Annotated in this window: 21 protein-coding genes and 1 pseudogene; 15 read left to right on the forward strand and 7 right to left on the reverse strand. The window is 69.5% G+C overall.

What is annotated here, in order from left to right; all coding sequences use genetic code 11:
- Positions 1 to 54 precede the first annotated feature (54 nt).
- The 7 genes from ABZ656_RS31145 to ABZ656_RS31175 all read left to right on the forward strand — a co-directional run bounded on the left by ABZ656_RS31145 (position 55) and on the right by ABZ656_RS31175 (position 6,520).
- Entirely contained in the window at positions 55 to 822 is a 768-nt protein-coding gene (locus ABZ656_RS31145; protein ID WP_360272086.1) for an alpha/beta hydrolase, read from the forward strand.
- A gap of 223 nt (positions 823 to 1,045) precedes the next feature.
- Positions 1,046 to 2,299: a sugar ABC transporter substrate-binding protein gene (locus ABZ656_RS31150; protein WP_180362296.1), complete on the forward strand. Its 1,254-nt coding sequence runs from the start codon at positions 1,046 to 1,048 to the stop codon at positions 2,297 to 2,299.
- Positions 2,300 to 2,414: 115 nt separating this feature from the next.
- Positions 2,415 to 3,323, forward strand: a complete 909-nt coding sequence (locus tag ABZ656_RS31155; protein WP_101404107.1) for a sugar ABC transporter permease — start codon at positions 2,415 to 2,417, stop codon at positions 3,321 to 3,323.
- Positions 3,320 to 4,135: a carbohydrate ABC transporter permease gene (locus tag ABZ656_RS31160; RefSeq protein ID WP_360272090.1), complete on the forward strand. Its 816-nt coding sequence runs from the start codon at positions 3,320 to 3,322 to the stop codon at positions 4,133 to 4,135. Before ABZ656_RS31155 ends, ABZ656_RS31160 begins: the two co-directional genes overlap by 4 nt.
- A 142-nt stretch (positions 4,136 to 4,277) precedes the next feature.
- Complete coding sequence (locus ABZ656_RS31165; protein WP_075028090.1) at positions 4,278 to 5,246, forward strand: helix-turn-helix domain-containing protein; 969 nt, start codon at positions 4,278 to 4,280, stop codon at positions 5,244 to 5,246.
- A 139-nt stretch (positions 5,247 to 5,385) separates the two neighbouring features.
- Positions 5,386 to 5,793, forward strand: coding sequence for a transposase (locus ABZ656_RS31170; RefSeq protein WP_101403249.1), 408 nt, complete (start codon positions 5,386 to 5,388; stop codon positions 5,791 to 5,793).
- A gap of 331 nt (positions 5,794 to 6,124) precedes the next feature.
- Positions 6,125 to 6,520 (forward strand): SsgA family sporulation/cell division regulator, encoded by a 396-nt coding sequence (locus ABZ656_RS31175; RefSeq protein WP_360272095.1) that lies wholly within the window; start codon positions 6,125 to 6,127, stop codon positions 6,518 to 6,520.
- A 626-nt stretch (positions 6,521 to 7,146) separates the two neighbouring features.
- Here the strand turns inward: ABZ656_RS31175 and ABZ656_RS31180 are convergent.
- Entirely contained in the window at positions 7,147 to 8,850 is a 1,704-nt protein-coding gene (locus ABZ656_RS31180; protein ID WP_101403247.1) for an MFS transporter, read from the reverse strand.
- A 618-nt stretch (positions 8,851 to 9,468) separates the two neighbouring features.
- Between ABZ656_RS31180 and ABZ656_RS31185 the strand changes: the two genes are divergently transcribed.
- From ABZ656_RS31185 to ABZ656_RS31210, 6 genes and pseudogenes are all read left to right on the forward strand, one after another.
- Positions 9,469 to 10,833, forward strand: a complete 1,365-nt coding sequence (locus ABZ656_RS31185) for a cytochrome ubiquinol oxidase subunit I (protein ID WP_101403246.1) — start codon at positions 9,469 to 9,471, stop codon at positions 10,831 to 10,833.
- Complete coding sequence (locus ABZ656_RS31190) at positions 10,826 to 12,103, forward strand: cytochrome d ubiquinol oxidase subunit II (RefSeq protein ID WP_101403245.1); 1,278 nt, start codon at positions 10,826 to 10,828, stop codon at positions 12,101 to 12,103. Before ABZ656_RS31185 ends, ABZ656_RS31190 begins: the two co-directional genes overlap by 8 nt.
- Entirely contained in the window at positions 12,100 to 13,869 is a 1,770-nt protein-coding gene (locus ABZ656_RS31195; protein ID WP_360272100.1) for an ATP-binding cassette domain-containing protein, read from the forward strand. Before ABZ656_RS31190 ends, ABZ656_RS31195 begins: the two co-directional genes overlap by 4 nt.
- Positions 13,866 to 15,557 carry an ATP-binding cassette domain-containing protein gene (locus ABZ656_RS31200; RefSeq protein ID WP_360272103.1) on the forward strand — a complete coding sequence of 564 codons (1,692 nt, stop codon included), beginning with the start codon at positions 13,866 to 13,868 and terminating at the stop codon, positions 15,555 to 15,557. Before ABZ656_RS31195 ends, ABZ656_RS31200 begins: the two co-directional genes overlap by 4 nt.
- 224 nt (positions 15,558 to 15,781) lie before the next feature.
- Positions 15,782 to 16,540, forward strand: coding sequence for an aquaporin (locus tag ABZ656_RS31205; protein ID WP_177324048.1), 759 nt, complete (start codon positions 15,782 to 15,784; stop codon positions 16,538 to 16,540).
- A gap of 174 nt (positions 16,541 to 16,714) precedes the next feature.
- A pseudogene (locus ABZ656_RS31210) lies at positions 16,715 to 16,819 on the forward strand (hypothetical protein); the annotation flags it as partial.
- Between the two features lie 310 nt (positions 16,820 to 17,129).
- On the opposite strand, the gene ABZ656_RS31215 reads toward ABZ656_RS31210, so the two are convergent.
- From ABZ656_RS31215 to ABZ656_RS31240, 6 genes are all read right to left on the reverse strand, one after another.
- The gene (locus tag ABZ656_RS31215) at positions 17,130 to 18,335 is read right to left on the reverse strand and encodes an MFS transporter (RefSeq protein WP_079174066.1); all 1,206 of its coding nucleotides are present in this window, start codon (positions 18,333 to 18,335) and stop codon (positions 17,130 to 17,132) included.
- A gap of 3 nt (positions 18,336 to 18,338) precedes the next feature.
- Complete coding sequence (locus ABZ656_RS31220) at positions 18,339 to 19,064, reverse strand: alpha/beta hydrolase (protein WP_360272108.1); 726 nt, start codon at positions 19,062 to 19,064, stop codon at positions 18,339 to 18,341.
- A gap of 79 nt (positions 19,065 to 19,143) precedes the next feature.
- On the reverse strand, positions 19,144 to 19,881 hold the full coding sequence (locus ABZ656_RS31225) for a YoaK family protein (protein WP_075028081.1): 738 nt from the start codon (positions 19,879 to 19,881) through the stop codon (positions 19,144 to 19,146).
- The gene (locus tag ABZ656_RS31230) at positions 19,862 to 20,386 is read right to left on the reverse strand and encodes a DoxX family protein (RefSeq protein WP_101404106.1); all 525 of its coding nucleotides are present in this window, start codon (positions 20,384 to 20,386) and stop codon (positions 19,862 to 19,864) included. The genes ABZ656_RS31225 and ABZ656_RS31230 overlap by 20 nt, the downstream gene beginning before the upstream one ends.
- 65 nt (positions 20,387 to 20,451) lie before the next feature.
- Positions 20,452 to 21,114, reverse strand: a complete 663-nt coding sequence (locus ABZ656_RS31235; protein ID WP_075028080.1) for a hydrolase — start codon at positions 21,112 to 21,114, stop codon at positions 20,452 to 20,454.
- 130 nt (positions 21,115 to 21,244) lie between these two features.
- Positions 21,245 to 23,122 (reverse strand): amidohydrolase, encoded by a 1,878-nt coding sequence (locus tag ABZ656_RS31240; protein ID WP_360272124.1) that lies wholly within the window; start codon positions 23,120 to 23,122, stop codon positions 21,245 to 21,247.
- A 30-nt stretch (positions 23,123 to 23,152) separates the two neighbouring features.
- Here ABZ656_RS31240 and ABZ656_RS31245 point away from each other — a divergent pair, with 30 nt between their 5' ends.
- Both ABZ656_RS31245 and ABZ656_RS31250 read left to right on the forward strand, forming a co-directional pair.
- Positions 23,153 to 23,314, forward strand: a complete 162-nt coding sequence (locus tag ABZ656_RS31245; protein WP_360272113.1) for a hypothetical protein — start codon at positions 23,153 to 23,155, stop codon at positions 23,312 to 23,314.
- Between the two features lie 257 nt (positions 23,315 to 23,571).
- Positions 23,572 to 24,049 (forward strand): alpha/beta hydrolase fold domain-containing protein (locus tag ABZ656_RS31250; RefSeq protein WP_360272116.1); only part of this gene is annotated, 478 nt, incomplete at its 3' end.

Raw genomic sequence — 24,049 nt, forward strand, 5'->3', positions numbered from 1 at the left:
CACCTGAATGCGCTTGGCTGGGGGCACCCCCACACTCAGTCGGAGGCCATCGGCATGCACAAACCCACCCGCGTACCGCCGACCATCGTGCTTGTGCATGGGGCGTTCACCGATGCCTCGTCCTGGGCGGAGGTGATCAGCCTTCTTCACGCCGCCGGACTGACCGTGCGCGCTCCGGCGAACCCGCTGCGCGGCCTGGCGCAGGACGCCGCCTACATCAGGAGCGTTGTGCGCGACATCGACGTTCCCGTCGTGCTGGTCGGCCACGACTACGGTGGCGCGGTCATCACGCACGCCGCTACCGACGCCGACAACGTCGTGGCCTTGTGCTACGTCGCGGCGTTCGGCCTCGACGCGGGCGAGTGCGTCCTGGACATCACGAACCGCTTCGCCCCCGTGCCGGTGGCCGACGCGACCTTCACCGCGGCCCTCCCCACCCAGATTCCCCGCGGCCCGGAGAGCGAGCTCTACATCCGTAAGGAACGGTTCTCGCAGGTGTACGCCGCCGACCTGCCGCCCAGTGTCAACGATGCGCTGTCCGTGGCACAACGCCCGATCGCCTGCAGCGCGCTGACCAGTAGATCAGGCCCCCCGGCATGGGCCTCCACGCCGTCCTGGTACGCCATCGCGACCGCCGACCGGATACTCAACCCCACCGCTCAGCGCTTCATGGCACAGCGCATGGCGGCCACCGAATACGTGCTGGACGGTTCGCACGCCGTTGTGCTGTCGCAGCCCGCCGCCGTCGTGGCGATGATCCAGGAAGCCGCCGAACAGGGCACCGGTCACGGCGACGGCGACGGGCTGCGAAAGGCCTTCTGAGCAGGTGAAAGAGGTGATCACACGTCTTCGTGTGCACGAGGCCGCCGCTGCGTCCCACGGAAGTCGGTCTTCCGAATGCTCCGCCTCATCGGCCACGCAGCATGCTATAGCATGCATTCGAACTGAAGATGCCGGTATAGACCGTCTTGACGGCGCCCTCGGAGTCCGCCCACCCTCCCGACATCGATCCCGGCCACAGACGTCACTCGGTAAAGGCGCCAGCATGTTCTCACCGGCCACACCGCCGGCGCGGCGGATCGCCGCCCTCTTGACCGGAACCCTCACCCTGGTGCTGGCTGCCACCGGGTGCGGTGCCGGAACCGGTGGAGGGTCCACCACCGGCAAGGTCACCTCCATCACCGCACTCGACTACTACACCGACGAACACGAACACACCCAATGGGGCGAGGTGCTCACCGCCTGCGGCAAGACCGCCGGCGTAAGGGTCGAGCAGACAAGCGTTCCGGGGGCGTCGCTCATCCCCAAGGTCCTGCAGCAGGCTTCGTCGAGGACTCTCCCCGACCTGTTGATGCTGGACAACCCCGACCTGCAGCAGATCGCACGGACCGGCGCGCTGACCCCGCTGGACCAGTACGGCATCGGCTCCAGCGGCTTCGCCAAGGGCATCCTGTCGACGGGCACCTACAAGGGAAAGGTGTACGGACTGGCGCCCGACGTCAGCACGGTCGCTCTCTTCTACAACAAGGACATGCTCTCCAAGGCCGGTGTCTCCGTGCCGAGGACCTGGGACGAGCTGAAGGTGGCGGCGGCCGAGCTGACCCGCCCGGGGCGCTACGGCATGGCGGTCGACGCAAACGCCACTTTTGAGGGCAGCTGGCAGTTCCTGCCCTTTCTCTGGTCCAACGGCGGGGACGAGAAGCAGTTGGACACCCCGCAGGCCGCGCAGGCACTTCAGCTGTGGGTCGACCTGGTGAAGAGCGGATCCATGTCGAAGTCGGTACTGAACTGGACACAGGCCGACGTCCACGATCAGTTCGTCGCTGGCAGGACAGCCATGATGATCAACGGCCCCTGGCGGATCCCGGCCCTGGACAAGGACAAGAACCTGCACTGGGGGGTGGCCCCCATCCCCGTCCCCCGGACGGGGCAGACCCCTGTCACACCGCTCGGCGGTGAGGTGTGGACGGTCCCGCAGAGTGCTTCCAGGGCCCGGCAGGAGAAAGCCGCCCAGGTCCTCGCCTGCCTGAACGACTCCTCGAACATGCTCGCCCTGGCCAAGCAGCACTTCACCGTGCCCTCCCGCTCCGCGGTGGCCGCCCAGTATGCAGAGCAGGTCCCTTCGATGGGCGCCTTCGTCAAGAGTGTTGAAGCGGCCCGAGCCCGTACCAGCGAACTCGGCGTCAAGTGGCCCAAGGCGGCGACCGGGATATACACCGCGATCCAGTCCGCGCTGACGGGCGAGCAGACACCGGAGGAAGCCCTCAGGCATGCGCAGCAGATCGCGACCGGTAACTGACCTGTCCCCGACCCTCCGGATGAGCACCGGGCAAGACGACGGCGTCGTCGCCGCAGGGGCGCCGGCCGGCGGTGCGGCGGAGGAGGTCGAGGACGCGCACAGCGGGGACCGGGCCGTGGCCCGGGCACGCTTCTGGGAGCGGCTGACCCAGTGGATGTTCATCGTGCCCGCCGCTGCATACCTGCTGCTGTTCTTCGGCTACCCGATCGTCAAGAACATCGTGATGAGCTTTCAGCAGTACACGACCACGACCTTCTACACGGGTGCCGCGCCGTTCGTGGGGCTGCAGAACTACGCAACGATCCTGTCGTCGGACCTGTTCTCCAAGGCCCTGTTGACCACGGCCCTGTTCACCGCTGGTTCGATACTGGGGCAGTTCGTGCTCGGACTGGCCTTCGCCCTGTTCTTCCAGCGGCGCTTCCCACTCGGCCGCAGTCTGCGATCGCTCCTGTTGCTGCCGTGGCTGCTGCCGCTGGTCGTCTCCGGAACCACGTGGAGGTGGATGCTCGACCCCGACACGGGAGTCGTCAACGACGCGCTGCGCCACCTCCATCTCTCGTCGTCCGGCATCCCCTGGCTCACCGGCACCTCACAGGCGCTCGTGTCGGTGATCCTCATCAACATCTGGGTCGGAATCCCCTTCAACACCGCGATCCTGTACAGCGGCCTCCAGGACATCCCGACGCACCTGTACGAGTCTGCAAGGCTGGACGGCGCCGGCCCAGTGACGTTGTTCCGCCATGTCACGTGGCCACTGCTGCGGCCCGTGGTGAGTGTCTTGCTGGTGCTGGGCGTGGTCTACACGGTCAAGGTGCTGGACATCATCCTCGTAGTGACGGGCGGAGGACCGGCCGACGCCACGGAGACCATCGCCACCCAGTCCTACGAACTGTCCTTTCAGCAGTTCGAGTTCGGGCGCGGTGCCGCGATGAGCAACGTACTCGTCGTCATCTCGCTCGCCTTCGCCCTCGTCTACCTGCGCGCCAACCGTCGCGCCCGGAACGTCGGAGAGGCGATCCGTTGAAACGCGCACCGGGCCGTGGTTGGCCGTCCACCATCGTCGGGATCGTCCTGCTCGCGCTGATGCTGTTTCCCGTCTACTGGATGGTGAACGCCTCCCTCCAGCCGACGGGCAACACGCTGCGGGGAGACTGGCTTCCCTTCCACCCGGACTTCAGCGGTTACGCCACCGCGCTGCACGATCAGGGACGCAACCTCGTCACCAGCCTCGTCGTCGCCGTCGGCAGCGTCGCTCTCAGCCTCGCGCTCGCCGCGCCGGCGGCCTACGCGCTGGCCCAGTTCCGCATCCGCGGAACCAACCTCGTGCTCTTCGGCATCCTGGTCACACAGATGGTGCCGGGTATCGTCGTGGCCAACGCGCTCTACAGCACCTACAGCGACCTGGGACTCCTGAACTCCTACGTCGGGCTGATCCTCGCCGACTCCACCGCAGGGGTCCCCTTCGCGATCATCATTCTGCACTCGTTCATGCGGAGCATTCCCCGGGAAATCATCGAGGCCGCGCGCGTGGACGGTGCCGGGATGCTGCGTGTCTTCCGCTCCGTGGTACTCCCGGTGAGCAGGAACGCGTTGATCACCGCCGCCGTCTTCACTTTCCTCTTCACCTGGAGCGACTTCCTCTTCGCCCTCACGCTGACCACCACGGAGACCGTTCGGCCGATCACCCTGGGGATCTACCAGTACATAGGTGCCCACACAAACCAGTGGAACGCCGTCATGGCCACCACCGTCATGGCGTCCGTCCCCGCCGCCGTACTGCTCGTCGTCGCTCAGCGCTATGTCGCCGCCGGTGCCACCGGCGGAGCCATCAAGTGAGGGGCATCTCGGTCCGGCACCCCCGATCTAGCGGATTCACGCGATGTGCCGGCCCAGGCCGGCTGGCACGGTGTTGAGGCACACCGGGTCTTCGGTGACCGGATCCGAACGGCCTGTCGATCACGATGTCAGGGGGGGCCAGATGTCCGTCGTCCTTTCCACCGCGGAGCTGTCCGCAGCCGATCGGAGAGAGCGCTGGCATGAAGCGGTGTCCCAGACGTTCGTACCGCTCGATGTCAATATCCTGGAGGAAGATCCGTCGCCAGGAAGAATCGTCACCCACCAATTGGGTGCCACACAGGTGTCGGACGTCCAGGCTGGTTCTCAAGAGGTGACGCGCAGCAAGCGCCTGATAGCCCGGGACGGGAAGGAATACATCATCCTCACGCTTCAGCGCAGAGGCAGCGCCGTCAAGGAGCAGGACGGGAGAGAGTGCCTGATAGAGCCGGGAGATTTCTCCCTTTCTGATTCGTCTCGCGCGTTCAGAAAGAAAGTTGAGGGCGAGTTCTGGTTCACCTCCTTTCAATTCCCTCGAAAGGAGCTTTGCGTGCGGGACGAGGACCTGCAGGCGTTGACTGCGAGAGCGTTCTCGGGTCGCGACGGAAGTGCCGCACTGGTGGCGACCTATTTCGCGCGCATGGCGCGCGAAGCAGCGGGCTTCGACGACTTCGTCGGCCGTCAGTTCGTCGCCACCGGGCTCGACCTGCTGGCACTGTTCATCAACGAGCGGCGCGGCCGCTTCAGGCCTCAGACTCCTGAAACCGGCGCGGCCATGATGGTGCGAGTGAAGGACCACATCTCGCAGAACCTCTCCGACCCGGACCTGTCACCCACCGCGATCGCCGCCGCTCACTTCATTTCGGTGCGCTACCTGCACAAGTTGTTCCAGTTGGAGGGAACCACCGTCGGGGAGTGGATCCGGGCGGAGCGACTGGAGCGGTGCCGTCGGGATCTTCTGCGGTCCCCGGCTCTGGGACTCGGGGTGGCGACCGTCGCCCGACGCTGGGGGTTCGTGAGCCCCAGCCATTTCAGCCGCGTTTTCCGTGCCGCTTATGGCGTAGCGCCTCGCGACTGGCAGATTCACGGCCTGCCTGGTGAACGGCGTCCATGAGCCGCTCCGCGTGAATCGTTCCGCCAAGGAGCCGTGCCGGTACCAGCCGGGGTAGCGGCGGACTTCGTGCCGGCCCAGGCCGCACTCCGTTCTTCGGCGCGGTGGACATTGCGAACGCGTCGGCTCGTCGCGCAGGGCAGTGAGGACGAGTGCGTGGTCGTCGAACTGCCGGGCGGAAGGGTCGCCCGGCTGGTTCGTCGACGCCTTGTATCGCGATCATGCCGAGGTGGAGGACCGCGTGAAAGCGATCAAGCAGGTCGGTCTCGGACTGCTGCCCTCGAAGTCCTGGCAGTTGAATGCCGCCTGGGTCCTCGCCGCCGCCCTCGACACTGACCTCGACGCCTGGACCCGGCTCCTCCTCCTGCACGAGGAGCCGGACCTGGCCAAGGCCGAGCCGGAGACGATCCGCATGAAGCTGTACCACCTGCCCGCCCGCCTCACCGCCCACGCCCGACGGCGCACCCTCCACCTCGACCGCACCTGGCCCTGGGCCACCGCGTTCACCATCGCCTGGCGGCGCGCCACCGAACTTCCGGCCCGCACCTGACGGCTGGTCACCACCCCGACGACACCGGAAAGGACAGGACGCACCACCCTCGGGCCCGTGGACCCCGACGCCCCCGCAGCGCATGCGAGGGCCCCTGCACCGACCTGCCGGACAAACCAGTGCAAGGTGTCGGATCAGTGGGACCGATCAGGCCGCAGACGAATCGAGGTCAATACCTGAAACCTCTGCCCGGTTCTTTCTCGTGCCACATTCCGTGCATTATGCGACAACATGCACTCGCTGTAATGTTTTAGGGTCATTCGTAAGAAATCCGCTTCTGTAGCCATTGTTGGGGAATGAAATGACCCAGCCTCTTCCCTCGGTCATGTGCATGGTGACAGTGCGCGTCAGCGTCCCGGACGAGCTGTCGGCCCCGCTGCCCGCGGAGCTGCACTACGACATGACCGACCCCTACGCCGTCCGACTGTGTCTCGGCGCACCCCCGGCCAGAACCGTGGACTGGGTGTTCGCCCGCTCTCTGCTCACAGAGGGCCTGCGCCGGCCCACCGGCACCGGGGACGTGCTGGTGATTCCCCGGCACCGTTGTCATCCGGACTCCGTGCGTATCGTGCTGAGGTCGGCCGCCGGCGCGGCGCTGGTCGACATCGCGGCGTCCACAGTCGCCGCGTTCCTGCGGCGGACGGACTCACTCGTACCCCCGGGGACCGAGAGCCTTCACATCGACATGGACCGTGCCCTCGCCGAGCTCACCGACAGGCGCGACTGAGTCACACTCGACCTGGCGAAATGCCGGGGAAGCGGCCCTTGAGCTCTGGCCTCGGACCCCTGGCTGTGTGTTTGGCGGTGGCACCATGTGTCCGTGCGCGTCTCGGCGGATGACCCGGGTGGACGCTGATCATCGGACCGTGCGCGATCCATGCGATGGCGAGCGCAGAGACAGGTGCTCCGTCCGCGTACTGAACTGAGCGCGCGCTACAGCCGTGCACAGGCGTACTACTACGGCGCGCAGCGCGAGGGTTCGGCTTGGCTCGTCGCTGAGCGCGGTGTCGTGCTGCGGGGGTACCGCGCGAAGGGGGCGGCTGAGGACTTTCTCATCACGCCGGGTGAATCGCCGGCACTGGAAAGAGCGCGACGGGAGCAGCCGGGGCTGTCGCCGGCCTGGGTCGAGGACGCCGGGGACGACGAGGTCAAGCGCGAGTGGACGTGGGTCGCATCGCATTCGGCCTCGCTCGCGGCATCGCCGCGGCGCCGGGCACCAGCCCGCTCGCCCTGACATCAGAAACGCCCGAGCGCGGCACCGGCGTTCTCGCCCTCACCGCGTACCCCACCGGTGTTTCACAACCCGCGCGGCTACGGCACGTCGTCCAGCGGGTGACAGGACTTGGCGCCGTCTCACGCAGTCGCGCCCGTCCCCGCCCGGTCCTCCGGTGGGCGTCGCCCCGAGGTGGTGATCGCGTCGGCCGTCTCCTCCGTCTCGGGCACCACGGGACCCGCGGCGGCATCGAATGCGTGGGTCACCTCTGGTGCGGTGCCCTTCACCAGCAGGCGGCGGGCCCGCTCCTCGTAACGGCGGTCGGTGGCCGTGAGCCGGCTGTGGTGCTGGGCGAGATGCTCCGACCATGAGGCGACCAGGTAGTTCTCGATGAACCGCTCCGGATCGTTGCCGTCCTGATAGAGCCCCCAGGTGAGGGCTCCCGTGCGCCGACGTGAACGGGCCACATGATCCATGCAGCCGGTGAAGGCGGCCCAGTTCCCGGGGTCGACCCGGTAGGCCACGGAGACCAGCACGGGGCCGTCGGCCGGCCCGGGCTCGAACACCAGGGGCGGAACGGGCCAGTGGTCGGACAGGGTCGGGTCGATGCCGTCCGTGCCGTGCAGCGGCCAGCGGCGCACGCTCACCGCGCCGACCAGGAGCAGCCCGCTGCCGGCCAGGAGGGAGACGGTCAGCCCCAGTCCATCGGCCAGCGCACCCCACAGGGGTGCCGCCAGTGCCTGCCCGCCCTGGAAGACCAGGAGATAGACGGCGAGTCCCCGGGCCCTGACCCAGCCGGGCAGCCGCGTCTGGAGAGCCGCGTTGAGGATGGACAGCACTCCGATCCAGGCCAGTCCGGCGGGCAGCAGCACGACCACCGCGAGCCAGGGGATCCGGACCGTGGCCAGTACCGCCAGCACTCCGGCGAAGACGACGGCACCCGCGGCGAGAGTGCCGTTGACGCCCAGAGCGCGGCGGACGGCGGGGAGCACGAAGGCCCCGCCCACAGCACCGACACCGACCGCACCGAGCAGCAGCCCGTACCCTCCCGAACCCAGGCCCAGGGAACGGCTCGCGACCAGGGGAAGCAGCGACCACAGCGCGGCGCCGCCGGGTATGAACAGCACCGTACGCAGCAGGACTCGACGGACGCCAGGCGCATACCACACGTAGCGACGGCCGGCGTGCAGAGCCGTCAGGAGCTTCTCGGCCTCAGCCGTGGGCACCTGGGTCGGTGGCCGCCTCCAGAGCATGAGAACGGCGGCGATGCCGAGGTAGGACGCGGCATTGAAGGCGAAGACCCAGCCCGCGCCCGCCGCCGCGACCACCGCGCCGCCGACTGCCGGGCCGAGGGCGCGGGCCAGGTTCATGTTCACGGCGCCGAGCGCGGCCGCCTGCCCCAACTGGCGGCGTTCCACGAGCTCCGGCTGGATCGCCTGCCAGGCCGGGCCCATCAGAGCGGTGCCGCAGCCCAGCAGGAAGGTGAGGCCGAGCAGCAGTTGGGGAGTGAGCTCATCCGCGAACGCCAGCACGGTCAGCGCGGTGGAGACGGCAAGCATGGCGAACTGCGCGGCCAGCAGCACCGTTCGGCGGTCATAACGGTCGGCCAGCACGCCCGAGGGCAGGGCCAGCAGTACGACGGGGAGGCTGGAGGCTGTCTGAACGAGCGTCACCAGTGCGGCGTTGTGCCCGACCAGCAGCCACTGTGCGCCCACCGTCTGCATCCAGCTGCCGATGTTGGAGACGAGTTGCGCGATCCACAGCGCGCGGAAGACGCGCGCCGCGAACGGGGCCCAGGCCGAATCCGGTCCTGGGTGGTCTTTCGGTGACAGTGCGGAGCTCATGCTGGTCCATACCGGAACGAGAACGCGGACACCTTGCATCCGGCAATGTCTCAGGCGCCGTACGGGCATAGCCGGTGCCGACTGTAGGGGCGGGCGACGGAAGGCGATTGACCGAGAGCGCACCGCCTGTGGCTCCTGAGCGCAGTGCCCGGCGGTATGCCCCGACAAGGCCCGTCGGCCCCCCGCGAGGACGTAAAAGCGCCCTGGTGTACCTCACTTGCCCGGCAGTGCACTGCCTTCGGTCCGGAAGTGAACTGCGGCCGCGCCGCATCCCACGCATTGCGCTGCGGGGACACGAGTGATGCGCCGAGAGGCAAAGGACGCCCCCCGGCCGACCCTACGGTGGCCCCAGGAGTCGAGGAATTCCAAGACCGTCACGGAATTCGTGGCCGCCGTCCCCGGCCATCGGCCCACGCCACAAGCGGAGGAAGGGGCCTCGCACGCCGTCGTGGTGCACAGCCAGAGGCTGTCGCGGGCCTCATCCTCGAGGCCGTCCGCGGGGTGGGCCACTCCATTACCGGTGCCTCGCGGCCGGGCCAAAAGCCCCATCGCGCGGGCAATTCCGCCAGGGCCGGCCGGCGCCATCCGGACCGACCGAAATCGACCAGAGGAGACACCGTGGCCTCGCCCGCAGTGGTGGAGATCTCACGATGGCAGTTCGCCGTCACCGCAGTCTTTCACATGAGTTTTCCCGCGCTGACTGTCGGACTCTCCGTCTTTTTGGCCGTGATGTACACGGTGTACCTCAGGACCGGGAATCCGCTGTACCTTCAGATATTCCGTTTCTGGAAGAAGATATTCGCGGTCGGATTCGGCCTCGGCGTGGTCGCCGGAACCGTCATGACCTTCGAGTTCGGGCTCAACTGGGGAAGATACGCCCATGCGGTCGGCCCGATCCTCGGTGTCACGATCGGAATGGAGGTCATCACGGCCTTCTTCCTGGAGGCCGGGTTCATCGGCATCATGCTGTACGGCGACGGCCGCGTGCGTCCCCGGACCATGGCGCTGGCCTGCTGGATGCTCGTCGTCGGCACCCTGCTGTCCACGACGTGGATCCTGTCCGCCAACAGCTGGATGCAGGACCCCGTGGGCTTCACCGAGGTCGACGGCCAGTTCCGGGCGAGCAACTGGTGGCACGTGCTCTTCAACCCGGCATTCTCCTACCGGTACCCGCACATCCTGCTCGCGGTGCTGATCAGCGCCAGTTGGTTCATCGGCGGAATCGCCGCCTGGTACCTGGTCAAACAGCGAGCACTGCCCTTCGCACGCCGCACCCTGTCCATCGCCCTGGGAGTGCTGGCCATCCTGATGCCCGTGCAGCTGTACGTGGGCGACGCCACCGCCGCGTTCATGGGCGCACACCAGCCCGCGAAACTGGAGGCCTTCGAAGGCAACTGGAAGACCGACAACAACGGCTACAACCTGCTCGTGGTGCCCGACACGGACAAGGGTGAGAACAAGCTTCATGTCGAGATACCGCACCTGGGCGCCGTCATCGGCAAGGACCTGTCCGGAAAGGCGCACGTCCCCGGACTGCTGCAGACGCCCAAGGACGAGCGCCCCAACATGTGGTCCGCCTTCTACGGCTTCCGGACGATGTACTTCACCGCTCTGGCGATGTTCGGCATGGCCTTCGCCGGACTGGTGTTGCGGCTGCGAGGCAGGCTGTACACAGCCCGTCGGTTCCACCGGCTGATGGTCTGGATGGCCCCCGCCGGTGTCGTGGCCATCAGCGGCGGCTGGATCACCGCGGAGACCGGCCGGCAGCCCTGGGTCGTCTACGGCCTGATCCGCACCAGTGACGCCGTCTCCCACCTCTCCCTCGGCGCGGCGATCGCCAGCCTCACCGGCTTCGTCACCGTCTACGCGCTGCTGCTCGGGCTGTGGATCCGCTACATCGTCCGCACGGTGCGGACCGGCCCCGAGCACCTGGTGACCGACGACGGCACCACCGTCCACCCCACGGAGATCAGCCATGCTTGAGTACGCGTCATACGCCTTGGTCCTGCTCGCACTCGGCGCCTATGTGCTACTCGACGGCTACGACCTGGGAATCGGCATCCTGACCCTGTTCGACCGCAGCGACCAGCGGCGCAAGGAGTACAACGAGCTGATCGCGACCGCCTGGGACGCCAACGAGAGCTGGATCATCCTGGCGGGCGTGGTGCTGTGGGCGGGCCTGCCAGGTGTCTACGCCACCGTGCTGCCCGGCGTCTACCTGCCGCTCATCGTCATGCTGCTCGCCATCGTGCTGCGCGGCACGGCCATCGAGCTGCAGAGCGCCGCCCCCGGCTATCGGCGCGGCTGGGGCCTCGTCTTCGGAGTCTCATCGCTGGTGGCCACTGTGTGCCAGGGCCTCGTGGCCGGGGGCGTCCTGTCCGGACTGCCCCACCGCGGCGGGGTGTTCACCGGGGGCACCTGGGACTGGCTGACGCCCTACAGCGTGCTGTGCGCCCTGGGGCTGGTGGCCGTCTATCTGCTGGCCGGTGCCGCATGGCTGCAGGACAAGACCACGGGGACCGCCCACGAACGGGCGGGCCGACTGGGCCGGCCGCTGCTCCTGGCGGTCGCGGCGGCCGGCCTGGTCCTGGGATTCGGGCTCCGGCTCGCCGACCCGCAGCACCTGCGCTTCGACCAGCCCCTCCGCGCGGCCCTGTTCGCCCTCGCGGTGGCGGTGGCCGTGGTCTGCGCGGCGATCGCCTGGTACGGCTTCGGCCGCCGGCCGGACTGGCGTCCGTTCGCCGCCGTGGCCGGTACGGAGGCCGCGGGCCTGCTCGCGCTGGTCGCCGCCACCGCACCCGTCGTCGTCCCACCCGATCTGACCGTGCACGCGGCCGCCAGCCCGCACGGGTCGCAGCTGTTTCTGCTCATCGGGGTGGGCGGGTGCATGCCGGTCGTGCTGACCTACAACATCTACGCGTGGTGGGTCTTCCGTGGGAAGTTCGCCCAGCCACCCGCCCACACCGAGGCGGCCGGTCCGTCCGGCACCACGGCTGCCGCGGAGCATCCCGCGGCGGTGGCGCCGGCCGCGGGCGACGGTCCGTGGGCGGCCGTTGTCACCCGACGCGTGCTCCTGACCCTGCTGGCCGTCGCGGTGGCCGCCGTCTCGCAGGACATCTTCGGTGATGTGCGGGTGTGGATCGACCCGGCCGGAGTCGCGGTGTTCTCCGTCACCGCACTCGTCCTGTGGATCCGCGCCGACCGCCGCTCGGCGACCGCCGGCGAATTCGACCTCCAGGCGGCCGACAGGTGAACGACATCCCCGACCACCTCGCCCGGCTCGGCCGGGACGACGAAGACCGGCAGCGGGCGGCGGGACTGCTCACCGAATGGTCGACGGTCGGCGAACCCGCGTTCCGGCGAGCCGGCACTCTGCGGGGACTGTCGGCCGCGGGCCATGTCCTCTGGGCCGCGGGGCTGGGCCGGGCGGCCCAGACCGCCCTGCGAACCCCAACCGCGGGCGTGCCCCTGACTTCGGTGCTCTCCAGCGCAGCGCTGGTCGCCGCCGGGCTGCTGCTGCGCGCGGTCCTGCTCGCTGTGGCGGACCGGATCGCCGACGACGGCGCGGCCGCCGTCCAGGACCACCTGCGCACCCGCCTGCTCGGGGCCGCACTCCCCAAGACGGGTACGCCCCGCGAGGAGGTGTCCGACGCCGCTCTCGCTGAGGCCCTCGACGGCGAGGTTGCCCGACTGAGCCAGTGGCTGACGACGTACGTCCCCGCCCGGCGGGCGATGCTGCTGGGAAGCGGCATCGTGCTGGCCGCGGTACTGACCCGCAGTTGGGCCGTCGCTCTGATGCTGGTGCTGGCGACCCCGCTACTGCCGTTCAACCTCAAGGTGATCGGCCTGGGCACCCGCGCCGCCGTGCACGCCCAGCTCACCGCCACCCGGAGGCTGAGCACCCATCTGCTGGACCAACTGCGCGGACTGCCCACGCTCGTCGGCCTCGGAGCCGGTGAGGAAGCGGTGCTCACAATCGAGGCAGCCGACAGGGAGCTGGCCAGGCGCACCCACACCGTGCTGCGGGTGGCCTTCCTCTCGACTGCCTGGATCGAGCTCCTCATCACCGTGGCCATGGCTGTTGTCGCCACATACTGCGGACTCGCCCTGCTCGGCTACCTCGACCTGCCCGTGGTCCCGTCCACCATGAGCCTGGGCACCGCGCTGTTCGTGCTCGTCCTCACCCCGGCGTACTTCGCCCCGGCCCGGGAACTCGCCCGCGGCTACCACGCCCGTGCCGAGGCCGCAGCGGCGGCCGAGCTGATCGCGGAGATCATCGACCGGACTCCGGTTGCATCGGTCGGCGGGCGCGTGGCCCGAGTGCCCGCCGTACGTCGTCCGAGTCCGCCGAGCCCGGCCGGTCTGATCATGGAGGAGGTGGGCGTCCGGTACCCGGGTCGTGACGACGCGGCACTGGACGACATCACCCTGACCGTGCCGCCGGGTTCGATCGTTGCCATCGGCGGGCCCAGCGGCGCCGGCAAGACCACCCTGCTCTCCGTGGCGGCAGGCCTGCGCGAGCCGGACCACGGATGGTGCCTGCACACCACCGGTTCCGCGTCCCTGCCCGCCTCGCCGACCATGACGGCATGGGCCGGCCAGCCCTCCTACCTCCTCCCGGGCACGCTGCGCGACAACCTGCTGCTGGCCCGGCGCGACACCGACGACGTACAGCTGACCGCGGCGTTCGCGGCACTGGGCTTCGAGGATCTGCTGGCCGCACTCCCCCAGGGCCTGGGGACCCGGGTCGGGGAACGCGGATGGGGGCTGTCCTCCGGGCAGATGCAGCAACTGGTGCTGGTCCGGGCGCTGCTCCGCGACACTCCGCTGCTGTGTCTGGACGAACCCACCGCCCATCTGGACCCGGACGGCGAGGCCCGCGTCATCGGCGCCATTCGGACGCTCGCGCGCAGCCGCACCGTGCTGCTCACGACACACAGCCCGGCACTCCTCGAAATCGCCGATGACATCGTGCAGTTGAGCCAGGGACGGGTGTCCCGGATCAGGGAGACGCTGTGACAGCATTCAGGCTGCTGTGGACGGCGGCGGACCATCGGACACGCCGGGACCTGCTGTTCGCAGCAGTGCTCGCCGGGACCGCCGAACTCTGCGCCGCCGGTCTGCTCGGCGTGTCCGGCTGGTTCCTGACCTCCTGCGCCGTGGTCACCGCACAGGCGAACACCGCCTGGTCGTGGATGTACCCCTCGGGAACGGTCCGCGCTCTCGCCCTGGGCCGCACCGGTCTGCGCTACGGGGAGCGCCTGGTCAGCCATGGCGCCCTGCTCGGCGCGACCGTCTCGCTGCGCTCACGGCTGGTCCGCGCCGCGACCGCCGTGCCGGCACGCGAACTGCGCAATCATCGCGACGGGGCCCTGATGACCCGGCTCACCAGCGACGTCGGCGCGGTGAGCGGGATGGCCGGGCAAGTCGTCCCGCCGCTGGCCGGGATCGGCCTGACCGCCACCGTCATCGTCACTCTGCTCCTGGTGGCGAGTCCGCCGGCAGGCGCGGCCGAACTGCTGCTGCTGGTGCTCTCCGCAGCCACGGCAGTGGCCGCCGAGCGGCGGACCCGCGGCCACCAGCAGACGGCCGCAGAAGCGCGGACCGCCGCACGCACGGCGCTGCTCAGCGCGCGCTCCGCGCTTGCGGAGCTGCGCTGCCTGGACGCGGTGGATCTGGCCCGCGATCAGGTCGCGCACGCGGTCGGCCGGGCCCGGCGGGCCGAGGCCGCGGCCGCGTCGGTGATGCGATGGGCCCGGCTGCTGCTGCGGCTGCTGGCCGTGGTCGGCCAGACGGCGGTCCTGGTCCTGGCGCTGTCCGGTCCTGTCTTCGCGCAGCCGGCTGCCGACGCCATCGGCGAGGTGCTGGTGGTCGCGGCCGCCTACGAGTTGGTGGAGACGCTCCCTCAGGTGCTCCGCGACCACGGCCTGGCCGCCGACGCCGCTGGGCGGCTGAAGGATCTGGCGCGCCGCGTGCTCACGGAGGGGCCGGGTGCCGCATCCCCTGCGACGCCGCGGCTCGCCCGGCCGAAAAGTGGTCTGGTGGCCCGCCAGGTGCCCGTGGGTGTCAGCGACGCCCGCACCCGGTGGTCCGCGGTGATCGAGCCCAGCAGCGTCGTCATGGTCACCGGGCCCAACGGCAGCGGGAAAAGCACCCTGCTGGAGACTCTGGCGGGACGCATCGCACCCGCTGCCCCCGGGGCGGTACTGCTCGACGGCGTACCCGTAGAGTCCCTGCCCGCCGGCGCGATCGCCGATACGCTCACCCTCGTCGAGGCGGAAGACTGGATCGCCGACGCGACCGTCGCCGAGAACCTCCGGCAGGCCGCCCCCGCAGCGGACGACGACACACTCCGGGCCGCGCTGGCGGCCGCGGCCCTGGAACAGCTACCCCTCCACACCCCGACGGGACCGCTGGGCAGTGCGCTCTCGCAGGGCCAGCGACGCCGTCTGGTGATCGCAAGAGCGGTCCTGAGGGCACCCGCGGTCCTCCTGCTCGACGAACCGACGGCCGGCCTCGACGACCGTACGGCGGTGCGGATGCTGACGGGCGTCCGCCGCGCCCTGCCGGACAGCGCCCTGGTGATCGCCCTGCCGGACCGGCACCACGATCTGATCCCCTTCACCCCCACCCGCACCCTGCGGCTGGAGTCAGACTCCCGGCAACCGCTGAACGCTCAGGGCCGCGGGCACTGTCGCGGAAGTTGATCTCGGTTGCCCGACTTCAGGCCCAGGCGGATACGAAAGGCTTGGGTTGCGCATGCCGCAACGGCCGTACGCCCGCCTGCGAAGGGCCGAGGCGGCAGTCCTGGCCGGCTCTGTCCCTCCTCCATCCCGCTCACCGGAAATGTTCGAGACCCATGACCGAATCCGCCACACCCCGCAGCCGACGAGCAACACCCGACAGGACCGGAGCCGCGCCCCCTCCGGCAGTGATTGCAGGACACAGTGCCCTTGAAGGCCTCCTGGCGTTGGTGCTCCTCTTCGGCGTGGTCACGATCGTGCGCTGGATCGCCGGGCCCTCGCCGGTCTCCGACGCGATCCCGCAGATCCACCTGAAACTGCTGATCATCGGCCTGTGTGTGGGCCTGCTTCTCGTCAAGCTCATCCGCAGTCGACCGGGGCGGATCTCCGGAGGGCACATCAACCCAGCGGTCTCCTTGGCCATGTGGCGCCTCGGAGTCTTCCCGGGTGCGTCGGTCCTTCCGTACATCGCCGCTCAGCTCGTCGGGTCCGTGCTCGGGGTCTTCGCCGCCCGCGCGCTGTGGGGTCCGGCGGTCGCGAACCCTCCGGTGGTGGACGCAGCGTTGCAGCCCGGTCAGGGCTGGTCCACCGGCGGGCTGTTCGTGGCCGAGGCCGTCAGCATGGGGGGCATCGTCTACCTCGTAGGGCTCTTCCTGCAGTCCCCGAAACTGGCGCCCGTGGTTCCCTGGCTGGTCGGCTTCCTGATCTGCACGGCGATCGCCCTGCTGGGCACCACCACTGGAGGATCGGAAAACCCGGCACGCCAGTTCGGGCCGGCCGTGGCCTCCGGGCGAGTCGGCTTCCTGTGGGTCTACCTGCTCGCCCCCATGGTGGGGTCCGCGGTCGCCGCCGCCGTCCTGAACAGGGCGCACAGCCACCACGCCGTGCTCACCCACCGGCTCTGCGGCACTCACGCCGACGGCTCTGATCTGCACGGGCCGGGATAGTGAGCCGCAGTCACCTACTGGCCGCGCAGTCGGGCAAGGGGCAGCTTTGGTGACCTGGGACATGAGGTGCAGTGCCGGCTGCTCTCGCCCCGTCGGGTTCGAAGCAGGAGTGAGGGAGTTGGCTTCCTCCCCCGCCTGAAGTGAAGGGCAGGGTTTCCTCAGAGGCATCCGAGCGTGGTCGACGGGCTGCCGCCCGCCGTAGGGCACAGTTACCCGCACACCGACTGCGCGGCCGTCGCCAGGGCCGTCGGCGCCCACGGCATCCGGGCCGAGCAGCCCGGGAACGTGCGTGAGGCTCTGCGGGAGGCGCTCTCCCACAACGGCCCCGCGCTGGTGGATGCGGTCACTGCCCCCAACGCGCCGGCCACCCTGCCGAGGATCACCACCGAGCAGGTGACCGGCTTCTCCCTCTCCGCGAGCCGCACCGTCCTCCGCGGAGGCGTCGGCCCATGGTCCAACTCGCCCGCGCCAACCTCCGCTACATCCCCGCCCCTGAATACCCCACGCGCCGCAGCCGACGGACGCCTCGGTTCTGCCAGGTGTCCGGCGGCACGTTCAAGGACGGACGTCAAGAGACAAGCCGCGGGTGTCAGCCACCGCGGCGGCGGGACCAGAGCGCGTGGCTGCCCACCGCGAGGACGGCCAGCACCACGGTGGCGACGCAGGTCCCCTCGAAGATCGACCCGTAGCCCTGCCCGGTCAGCCCACCGGTGAGACCTGTCGCGGCCGAACTGCCCAGGAAGGCCGAGGCGACGAAGAACGAGACGGTCGTCGCGCGTGCGGCGGGCGCGACATCGGTGGCCCACCCCTGGAGCGAGGAATGCAGGAAGGCATTCGACGTCCCGATGAGGACCGCGGTGGCCGTCAGAGCCGGGACGCCCTGGGAGAGGCTCGCGAGAAGGAAGGCGACGAAGAGCGTGGTGGCACCGATCGCGATCATGGCAGTCCGACCGGCGCGCGCCACGACCCGCTTCGCCAGGTAGGCGCCCCCGATGATCCCGGCCCCGTACGTGGCGCCGACGGCGCCCGCCACGGCAGTGGACAAGCCGTCCCGCTCCAGGGCAGGGACGATGTAGGTGAGGATGCCGAGCAGGATCCCGCCCTCCAACAGCCCGAGCAGGTACATCCAGACGGGCCAGGCGGTGAAGGCGCTCCGTACGTCGTGCCGTACCCCCGCGGCGGGCGGCACCTTCACACGCCGCAGGAGCACCAGGAAAGTCCCGGCCCCGACCGCGGTCATGCCGAACACGACACGCCAGTCCAACCAGACGGCCAGCGCACCCGCCGCCAACGTCGCGACCGTCGTGCCCAGGGCGGTGAAGGTCTGTAGGCTCGAGATCTCACGGGCCCTGGCCGCACCGGTGTAGGAGTCGCCCACGATGGTCAGCATGCTGGGAAACAGCGCCCCGACGAAGAATCCGGTCACCGCTCGGACCACCAGCAGGGCGACGAACCCCGGGGCGGCGATGGTGGCCACGCTGCCGATCAGGGTGCCGGCCAGAGCCAGCCGCAGGACCTTCAGACGACCGAGACGATCACCGAGCAGCCCCCACACCGGCTGGCCCAGCGCGTACAGCATGACGTAGGCCGTCACCAGTTGCACGGCACTGCTGAGAGACACACCCTCCTCTCTGGTGAACACCACCAGCATGGGCGCGGTGGCGAACCGGTCGTAGAAGGAGAGAAAGCCGGTGGCACGCATGAGCGACGCCGGGAGGGGCGGCGCCGACTGGAGCGCCGCGGAGCGAGCGGCGAGCTCCTCAGGATGACCGTGCGGCGGGACGAGCCCAGACATGGTTCACCCGACCTCGGCGATGGCCCGGACCGCCTCGCGGATCAGTTCCACGACCCGCTTGGGCTGCGCCAGCATCACCAGGTGCGAGGAGTCGACCTCGACGATGGTCGTGCCGGCCCGCTCGTAGCCGAAACGCTCCACCTCGGGATTGAGGTCGGCTGCGGCGACCATCCCCCACGAGGGCTTCGTTCTCCAGGCCGCGACCGGTGCCTTGCCGGAGAAGGCCGAGGCGGCCACCGGGCGCTGGGAGACCGCGAGCACCGCGGCGACGCCGGGGTCGACATCGGCGGCGACCAGGGCAGGGAACCTGTCGACCGCGACGGTCAGCTCGGTGCCCGGGGTGGCCGAGCCCTCGACCGGGAAGGACCATGGCACGAGCGCGCTCGCGAGCCGGGTGTCCGAGGACCGGCTCAGCATGTCGTTCAGGCTCTCGCCCTCCTCCAGGGCGAAGCCGGCCAGATAGACCAGCGCCCTGACGTTGTCCTCGGCACCGGCGACGGTGATGACGGCGCCGCCGTAGGAATGACCCACCAGGACGACCGGCCCAGGTATCGCCCGGACGACCGAGGCGAGGTAGGCCGCGTCACCGAGGAGGCTGCGGTTGGGCAGCGCGGGGGCGACCACACCGACGCCGTCAGCGAGCAGTTCGGGAATGACCCGCGCGTAGCTGGAAGCATCGGCGAAGGCGCCGTGAACGAGGACGACGGTCGGCTTGCCGGATTCGGACACGGCACAACTCCTCAGAAACGAAACATGACAACAGTCATTCGGGCGCGATGTGTTCTGCTGCTCGATCGCACTGTCTGTCTCAGGACGGTGACCGGGTCCAGGCGGGGTCGGCGGCCGAGAGGCGGTGGGTGGTCACGGAGATGACCGCGAGGAGCAGCAGGGCCAGGCTCAGGGTGAGCACGAGGTGGCCGTGCAGAACCAGCTGGGCTCCGACGAAGGCGCCGAGGAACATGGCGAGCACGGACAGGATCCGGCGGCCGGGGCGTGGCGCCTCGCCACCGGCCGGCGCGGAGTCCGCGGCCAGCCCCGTCAGGGTCAGGGTCAGTACGGTCGTGGTGAGGTCCGGGACGCCGAGGCGCCGGGCGACCGCGTTCTGCAGGCCCATGCCGAGCCCGAGGAACACGATCAGCGTGTACTGGACACCGGTGGTGACCCGGCCGTCGGTGACCGAGGCGGCAGCCACGGTGACGGCGACCAGAACCGTCTGCACGGCGGTGCCCGTCTTCAGCAGGTTTCCGCGGTGGGTCGCGAACCGGGTGCCGAGCCTGCCCCCGGTGAGCGCGCCGACGAGGAACGCGGCCAGGGCGACGACGGAGGCGAGCACGGACAGGTTCGCGGCGCCCACCAGGGCGAACCCCAGGAACACCACGTTGCCGGTCATGTTGGCGACGAAGACGTGCCCGAGCCCCAGGTAGCTCACGGCGTCGACCAGGCCGGTGACCACCGTCAGGGCCAGCATCAGAGGAGGCAGCGGACCGTGACGGTCTTGTCTGGGCGGTGCGAGCGTGCGTACCGCGTCATTCAGCAGCCTGTGCATACTGCTTCCTTTCCGTTGCGGCGGGCGGGCGGTGCAACACGAGGCGGGTGAGCAGTCCGCTCACCGGGCCTGCGACGATCGCGGGGAGGACGACCCACAGCGGCCAGGGCGTGACGCCCAGCGCCTGGTCGAGGGACCACCGACCGGGTCCGGTGAGAGCCAGCGCCGCGGAGACGACGACTAGCACCAGCGGGTATTCGTAGCCGTCGTTCTGCACCCACAGGCCCTTGGACCACTTCACGGTGCCCGCGACCGTCATCACGCCCATGGCCGCCATCGCGGCCAGCGGTGTGAGCAGTCCGGCGGTCAGGAACAGGCCGGCACCGATCTGGCTGGCCCCCGCGACGATCGCGGTCAGCCGACCGCCGCGGAACCCGTCGTGGCGGAACTCCTCGGTTCCGCCCGCCAAGCCATGGCCTCCGAGCCGGAAACTCACCTTCTGAACCCCGTGGCCGGCGATGAGGAGTCCCGCCACCAGCCGGAGGACCAGCAGTCCAGCGTTCATCTCTTCCTGCCTGTTCCTGACTCAGTCCTTGACTGCTCTGCGATTGCTCTGCGAAGGAGCGGGGATCAGCCGGCGGCGTGGGCGCCGATCACGGCCTGGGCGTAGACCACTCCGAGGCCGTAGGTGCCGCCGTGCTCCTTCACCACGTCCATGACCGACATGTAGGTCTCGCCGCGGGCCCAGTCGCGCTGGAGCTCAAGCAGCACCTGCACCCAGGTCACCGGGACCGCGCCGCCCTGGACCATGCGCTGGATGGCGTGTTCGTGGGCCTGCGGGCTGACGCCGCCGGACGCGTCGGTGACCACGTAGACCTCGTAGCCCTGCGCGAGGGCGGAGAGCGCGGGCAGGACGACGCAGACCTCGGTCCACAGGCCGGCGATGACGAGCTTCTTGCGGCCGGTCGCCTTGACGGCCTCGACGAAGTTGACGTCCTCCCAGGCGTTCATCGTGGTGCGGTCGATGATCTTCTGTTCGGGGAAGACGTCGGCGAGCTGCGGCATGATCGGTCCGGAGAAGGATTCGGCGGCCACGGTGCTCAGCACGACCGGCACGTCGAACGCCTTGGCGGCCTTCGCCAGGCCGACGGTGGAGTTGATGATCGCGGTGCGGTCGCCGCTGCCGGTGCCGAAGAACATCTGCGGCTGGTGGTCCACGAACAGCACCGCGCAGTTGTCCGGGGTCAGCAGGTCGGGGCTGGGGGCCGCGGTGACATCGGAGATGTTGACCATGAGAGGGCCTTTCCATGTGTGTGGTGATCGCGGACGGGTGCCCGCTGGTGAGAGCAACCGCGCGGTGGACGACGCGAGTTGGGGTGGTGCCCCGGGAGGGGCGGCTCGTGACCGGGCCCCTCCCGGGAGATCAGAGGGAGAAGCAGGGGTCGAAGAACGTGCTCGCGGTTTCGGGGGTGAGGCCGCGACGCGCGCGCCACTGGCGGTGCTGCTCCGACTCGGCGACGGCCTGGCCGAGCAATTCGGCCTGGCGGGTGCCCGACAGGCCCGTGCTGGGCGTGCTCTGGTAGCCGCCGAAGTGCGCCACGGGGCTCCACTCGGGGCTGACCGGAGGCAGTTCCTCGTCCAGGCCCTCGTACTCGGCGGTGGCATAGACGATCCGGCCACCGACGACCGTCAGCAGAGACTCGATGTGCGCGATGTCCGGCTCGGGCACGGTGAAGTAGTCCTCGGACAGGACCGCGAGGTCGCCGAGGAAGCCCGGGCGCAGGACCCCCTTGACGCTCTGCTCGCCGGTCAGCGCGGCACCCGCCTCGGTGAACATCGCCAGCGCGGTCCGGCGGTCGACCCGGTTGTGCGGCGGGCGGACGACCAGGTCTCCGACGGTGCGGCCGGTGATCAGCCAGTGCAGGGCGACCCACGGGTTGTAGGTGGAGACCCGGGTGGCGTCGGTGCCGGCGCCGACGGTCAGGCCGCGCTCCAGCATGGCCCGGATCGGTGGGGCGTCCGCGGCGGCACCGGGGCCGTAGCGGCGTACGAACGCCTCGCCCTGGAAGGACAGCCGGTTCTGCACGGACATGGCGCCGCCGAGGGCGGCGATGCGGTCCAGGCTGTCCGCGGAGACGGTCTCCGCATGGTCGAACAGCCATCGGTTGCCGGCCGGGAAGAGCCCTTCCGCGGCGAGCTTCTCGAACACCGCCAGGTCCCGGCGGATGGTCTCGTCATAGGTGGCGTGCAGCCGGAAACCCCAGCCGTTCTCCATGAGCAGACGTACGGCCTTCTCGAATTCCGCCTCATAGTCGGCGTGTTCCGGGCGCGGCTGGGCGAAGTTCTCGAAATCCGCCGCCGCCCAGGTGAGATTCTCGCCGGCGCCGTTGAGGCGCAGCCATTCGTCCCCGTCTTCGGGGCGGGCCATTTCGATCCAGCGGGTGAGATCGTCGATCTCCTGACCGGCGGTCTGCGGGAAGAGATGGTAGGCGATGCGCAGCGACAGCTGACCGGCCTTCGCCAGTTCGACCACCGTGCTGTAGTTGTCCGGGAAGTTCTGGAACCCTCCGGCCGCGTCGATCGCCGACGTGAGTCCGAACCTGTTCAGTTCCCGTAGGAAGTGACGGGTGGAGGTCTTCTTGTCCTCGCCCTCCAGCACGGGAGCCTTGGCCAGGGTCGAGTAGAGGATGAGGGCGCTGGGTGCGGCCAGCAGCATGCCTGTCGGCTCACCGTCCCGGCCTCGTACGATCTGGCCGCCCTTGGGGTCGGGGGTGTCCCGGGTGAATCCGGCGGCCTTGAGTGCCGCCCTGTTGAGCACCGCCGACTGGTACAGGTGCAGGACGAACACCGGGGTGTCCGGCGCGACGGCGTTGAGCTCGGTGACGCTCGGCAGCCGCCGTTCGGCGAACTGCTCGGCCGACCATCCGCCCACCACTCGTACCCACTGCCCCTTGGGGGTGCGGGCGGCTTGCTCACGCAGCATCGCCAGGCCTTGGCGCAGTGTGGGGACGCCGTCCCAGCGCAACTCCAGTACGTAGTTGAGCCCGCCTCGGATCACATGCAGGTGCGCGTCGTTGAGGCCAGGAACCATCCGGCGGCCGAGGGCGTCGACCACCTTCGTGTCCGGGCCGACATGGGAGGCGACGTCGTTGTCGTCGCCGACGACCGTGATGACACCGTCGCGGATGGCGATCGCCTCGGCCTGTGGGCGGACCGGGTCTCCGGTGTGGACCTTCGCGTTGCGGACGACCAGGTCCGCGGCGTTGTCGGTGGCGCGGGGAATCAGCCCACCGACCGGCATCGTGGACACCTTTCGACAACCTCCTGCGGGATGAACGGCGTCGATTTCATCGGATCGACTTCCAAGTGGGCGACAGCGGCGGGCGGGAGGGAACCGGGGATGCGCATTGCCGCGCCCAAGCTGAACCCATCCGAATTCCGGGTGCGATTTCTGCGCGATGCACAGGCCCAGACCCCGGCGACCCGCGAATGATTCACCGGCAGGCTATTTCGAGCCAAAGCGTCCGTGTATCCCGGCAGTGCACTGGATGCGTTCCGACAGTGCACTGCCTCCCCGTGCACTGCCTCTCCGTGCACTGCCGGGTCAAATCCGGTGCACTCGTGGACAATCTCCTCCGCCTGCGCGGCTTTAGCGTGGCGATCGACGACTCCGCAGATCTCCGTGCCTGCCCCGGAGTCGCCTCACCTCGCCGGAGAGACCGGCGCACCACATGAACTCGGGAGATTCACATGTCCGACGCCGTCACACCGGTTCAGCCGGTGCTGGAGCCCGCGGCAGCCGCGTTCGCCGAGGCGACCGCCAATCCGCCGTACCTGTTCGACCTCGCCCCGGCGGACGGCCGCAAGGCGGTCGACGAGGTGCAGTCCGGCGAGATCGAGAAGCCGGACATCGACGAGGAGTGGATCACCGTCTCGGGCGGCCCCACGGGCAGCGTCCGGGCGCGCATCGTCAAGCCGGCCGGCGCCACGGGCACCCTGCCGGTCATCATCTACATCCACGGCGCCGGCTGGGTGTTCGGCAACGCCCACACCCACGACCGCCTGGTCCGCGAACTCGCCGTCGGCGCGAACGCCGCGGTCGTCTTCCCCGAGTACGACCTCTCGCCCGAGGTCCGCTACCCGGTCGCCATCGAGCAGAACTGGGCCGTCGCCCAGTGGGTCGTGGAGCAGGGCGCGTCCAAGGGCCTGGACGGCAGCCGCCTCGCGG

It is taken from the genome of Streptomyces sp. NPDC007095, from assembly GCF_040634475.1.
Classification (GTDB): domain Bacteria; phylum Actinomycetota; class Actinomycetes; order Streptomycetales; family Streptomycetaceae; genus Streptomyces.

Bases quoted from the DNA above. Each gene is read 5' to 3' on its own strand.
- ABZ656_RS31190 (WP_101403245.1), top strand. From the start codon at position 10,826: ATGCTTGAGTACGCGTCATACGCCTTGGTCCTGCTCGCACTCGGCGCC.
- ABZ656_RS31150 (WP_180362296.1), top strand. From the start codon at position 1,046: ATGTTCTCACCGGCCACACCGCCGGCGCGGCGGATCGCCGCCCTCTTG.
- ABZ656_RS31175 (WP_360272095.1), top strand. From the start codon at position 6,125: ATGGTGACAGTGCGCGTCAGCGTCCCGGACGAGCTGTCGGCCCCGCTG.
- ABZ656_RS31215 (WP_079174066.1), bottom strand. From the start codon at position 18,335: ATGTCTGGGCTCGTCCCGCCGCACGGTCATCCTGAGGAGCTCGCCGCT.
- ABZ656_RS31225 (WP_075028081.1), bottom strand. From the start codon at position 19,881: ATGCACAGGCTGCTGAATGACGCGGTACGCACGCTCGCACCGCCCAGA.
- ABZ656_RS31230 (WP_101404106.1), bottom strand. From the start codon at position 20,386: ATGAACGCTGGACTGCTGGTCCTCCGGCTGGTGGCGGGACTCCTCATC.
- ABZ656_RS31245 (WP_360272113.1), top strand. From the start codon at position 23,153: ATGAACGGCGTCGATTTCATCGGATCGACTTCCAAGTGGGCGACAGCG.
- ABZ656_RS31180 (WP_101403247.1), bottom strand. From the start codon at position 8,850: ATGAGCTCCGCACTGTCACCGAAAGACCACCCAGGACCGGATTCGGCC.
- ABZ656_RS31235 (WP_075028080.1), bottom strand. From the start codon at position 21,114: ATGGTCAACATCTCCGATGTCACCGCGGCCCCCAGCCCCGACCTGCTG.
- ABZ656_RS31165 (WP_075028090.1), top strand. From the start codon at position 4,278: ATGTCCGTCGTCCTTTCCACCGCGGAGCTGTCCGCAGCCGATCGGAGA.
- ABZ656_RS31240 (WP_360272124.1), bottom strand. From the start codon at position 23,122: ATGCCGGTCGGTGGGCTGATTCCCCGCGCCACCGACAACGCCGCGGAC.
- ABZ656_RS31145 (WP_360272086.1), top strand. From the start codon at position 55: ATGCACAAACCCACCCGCGTACCGCCGACCATCGTGCTTGTGCATGGG.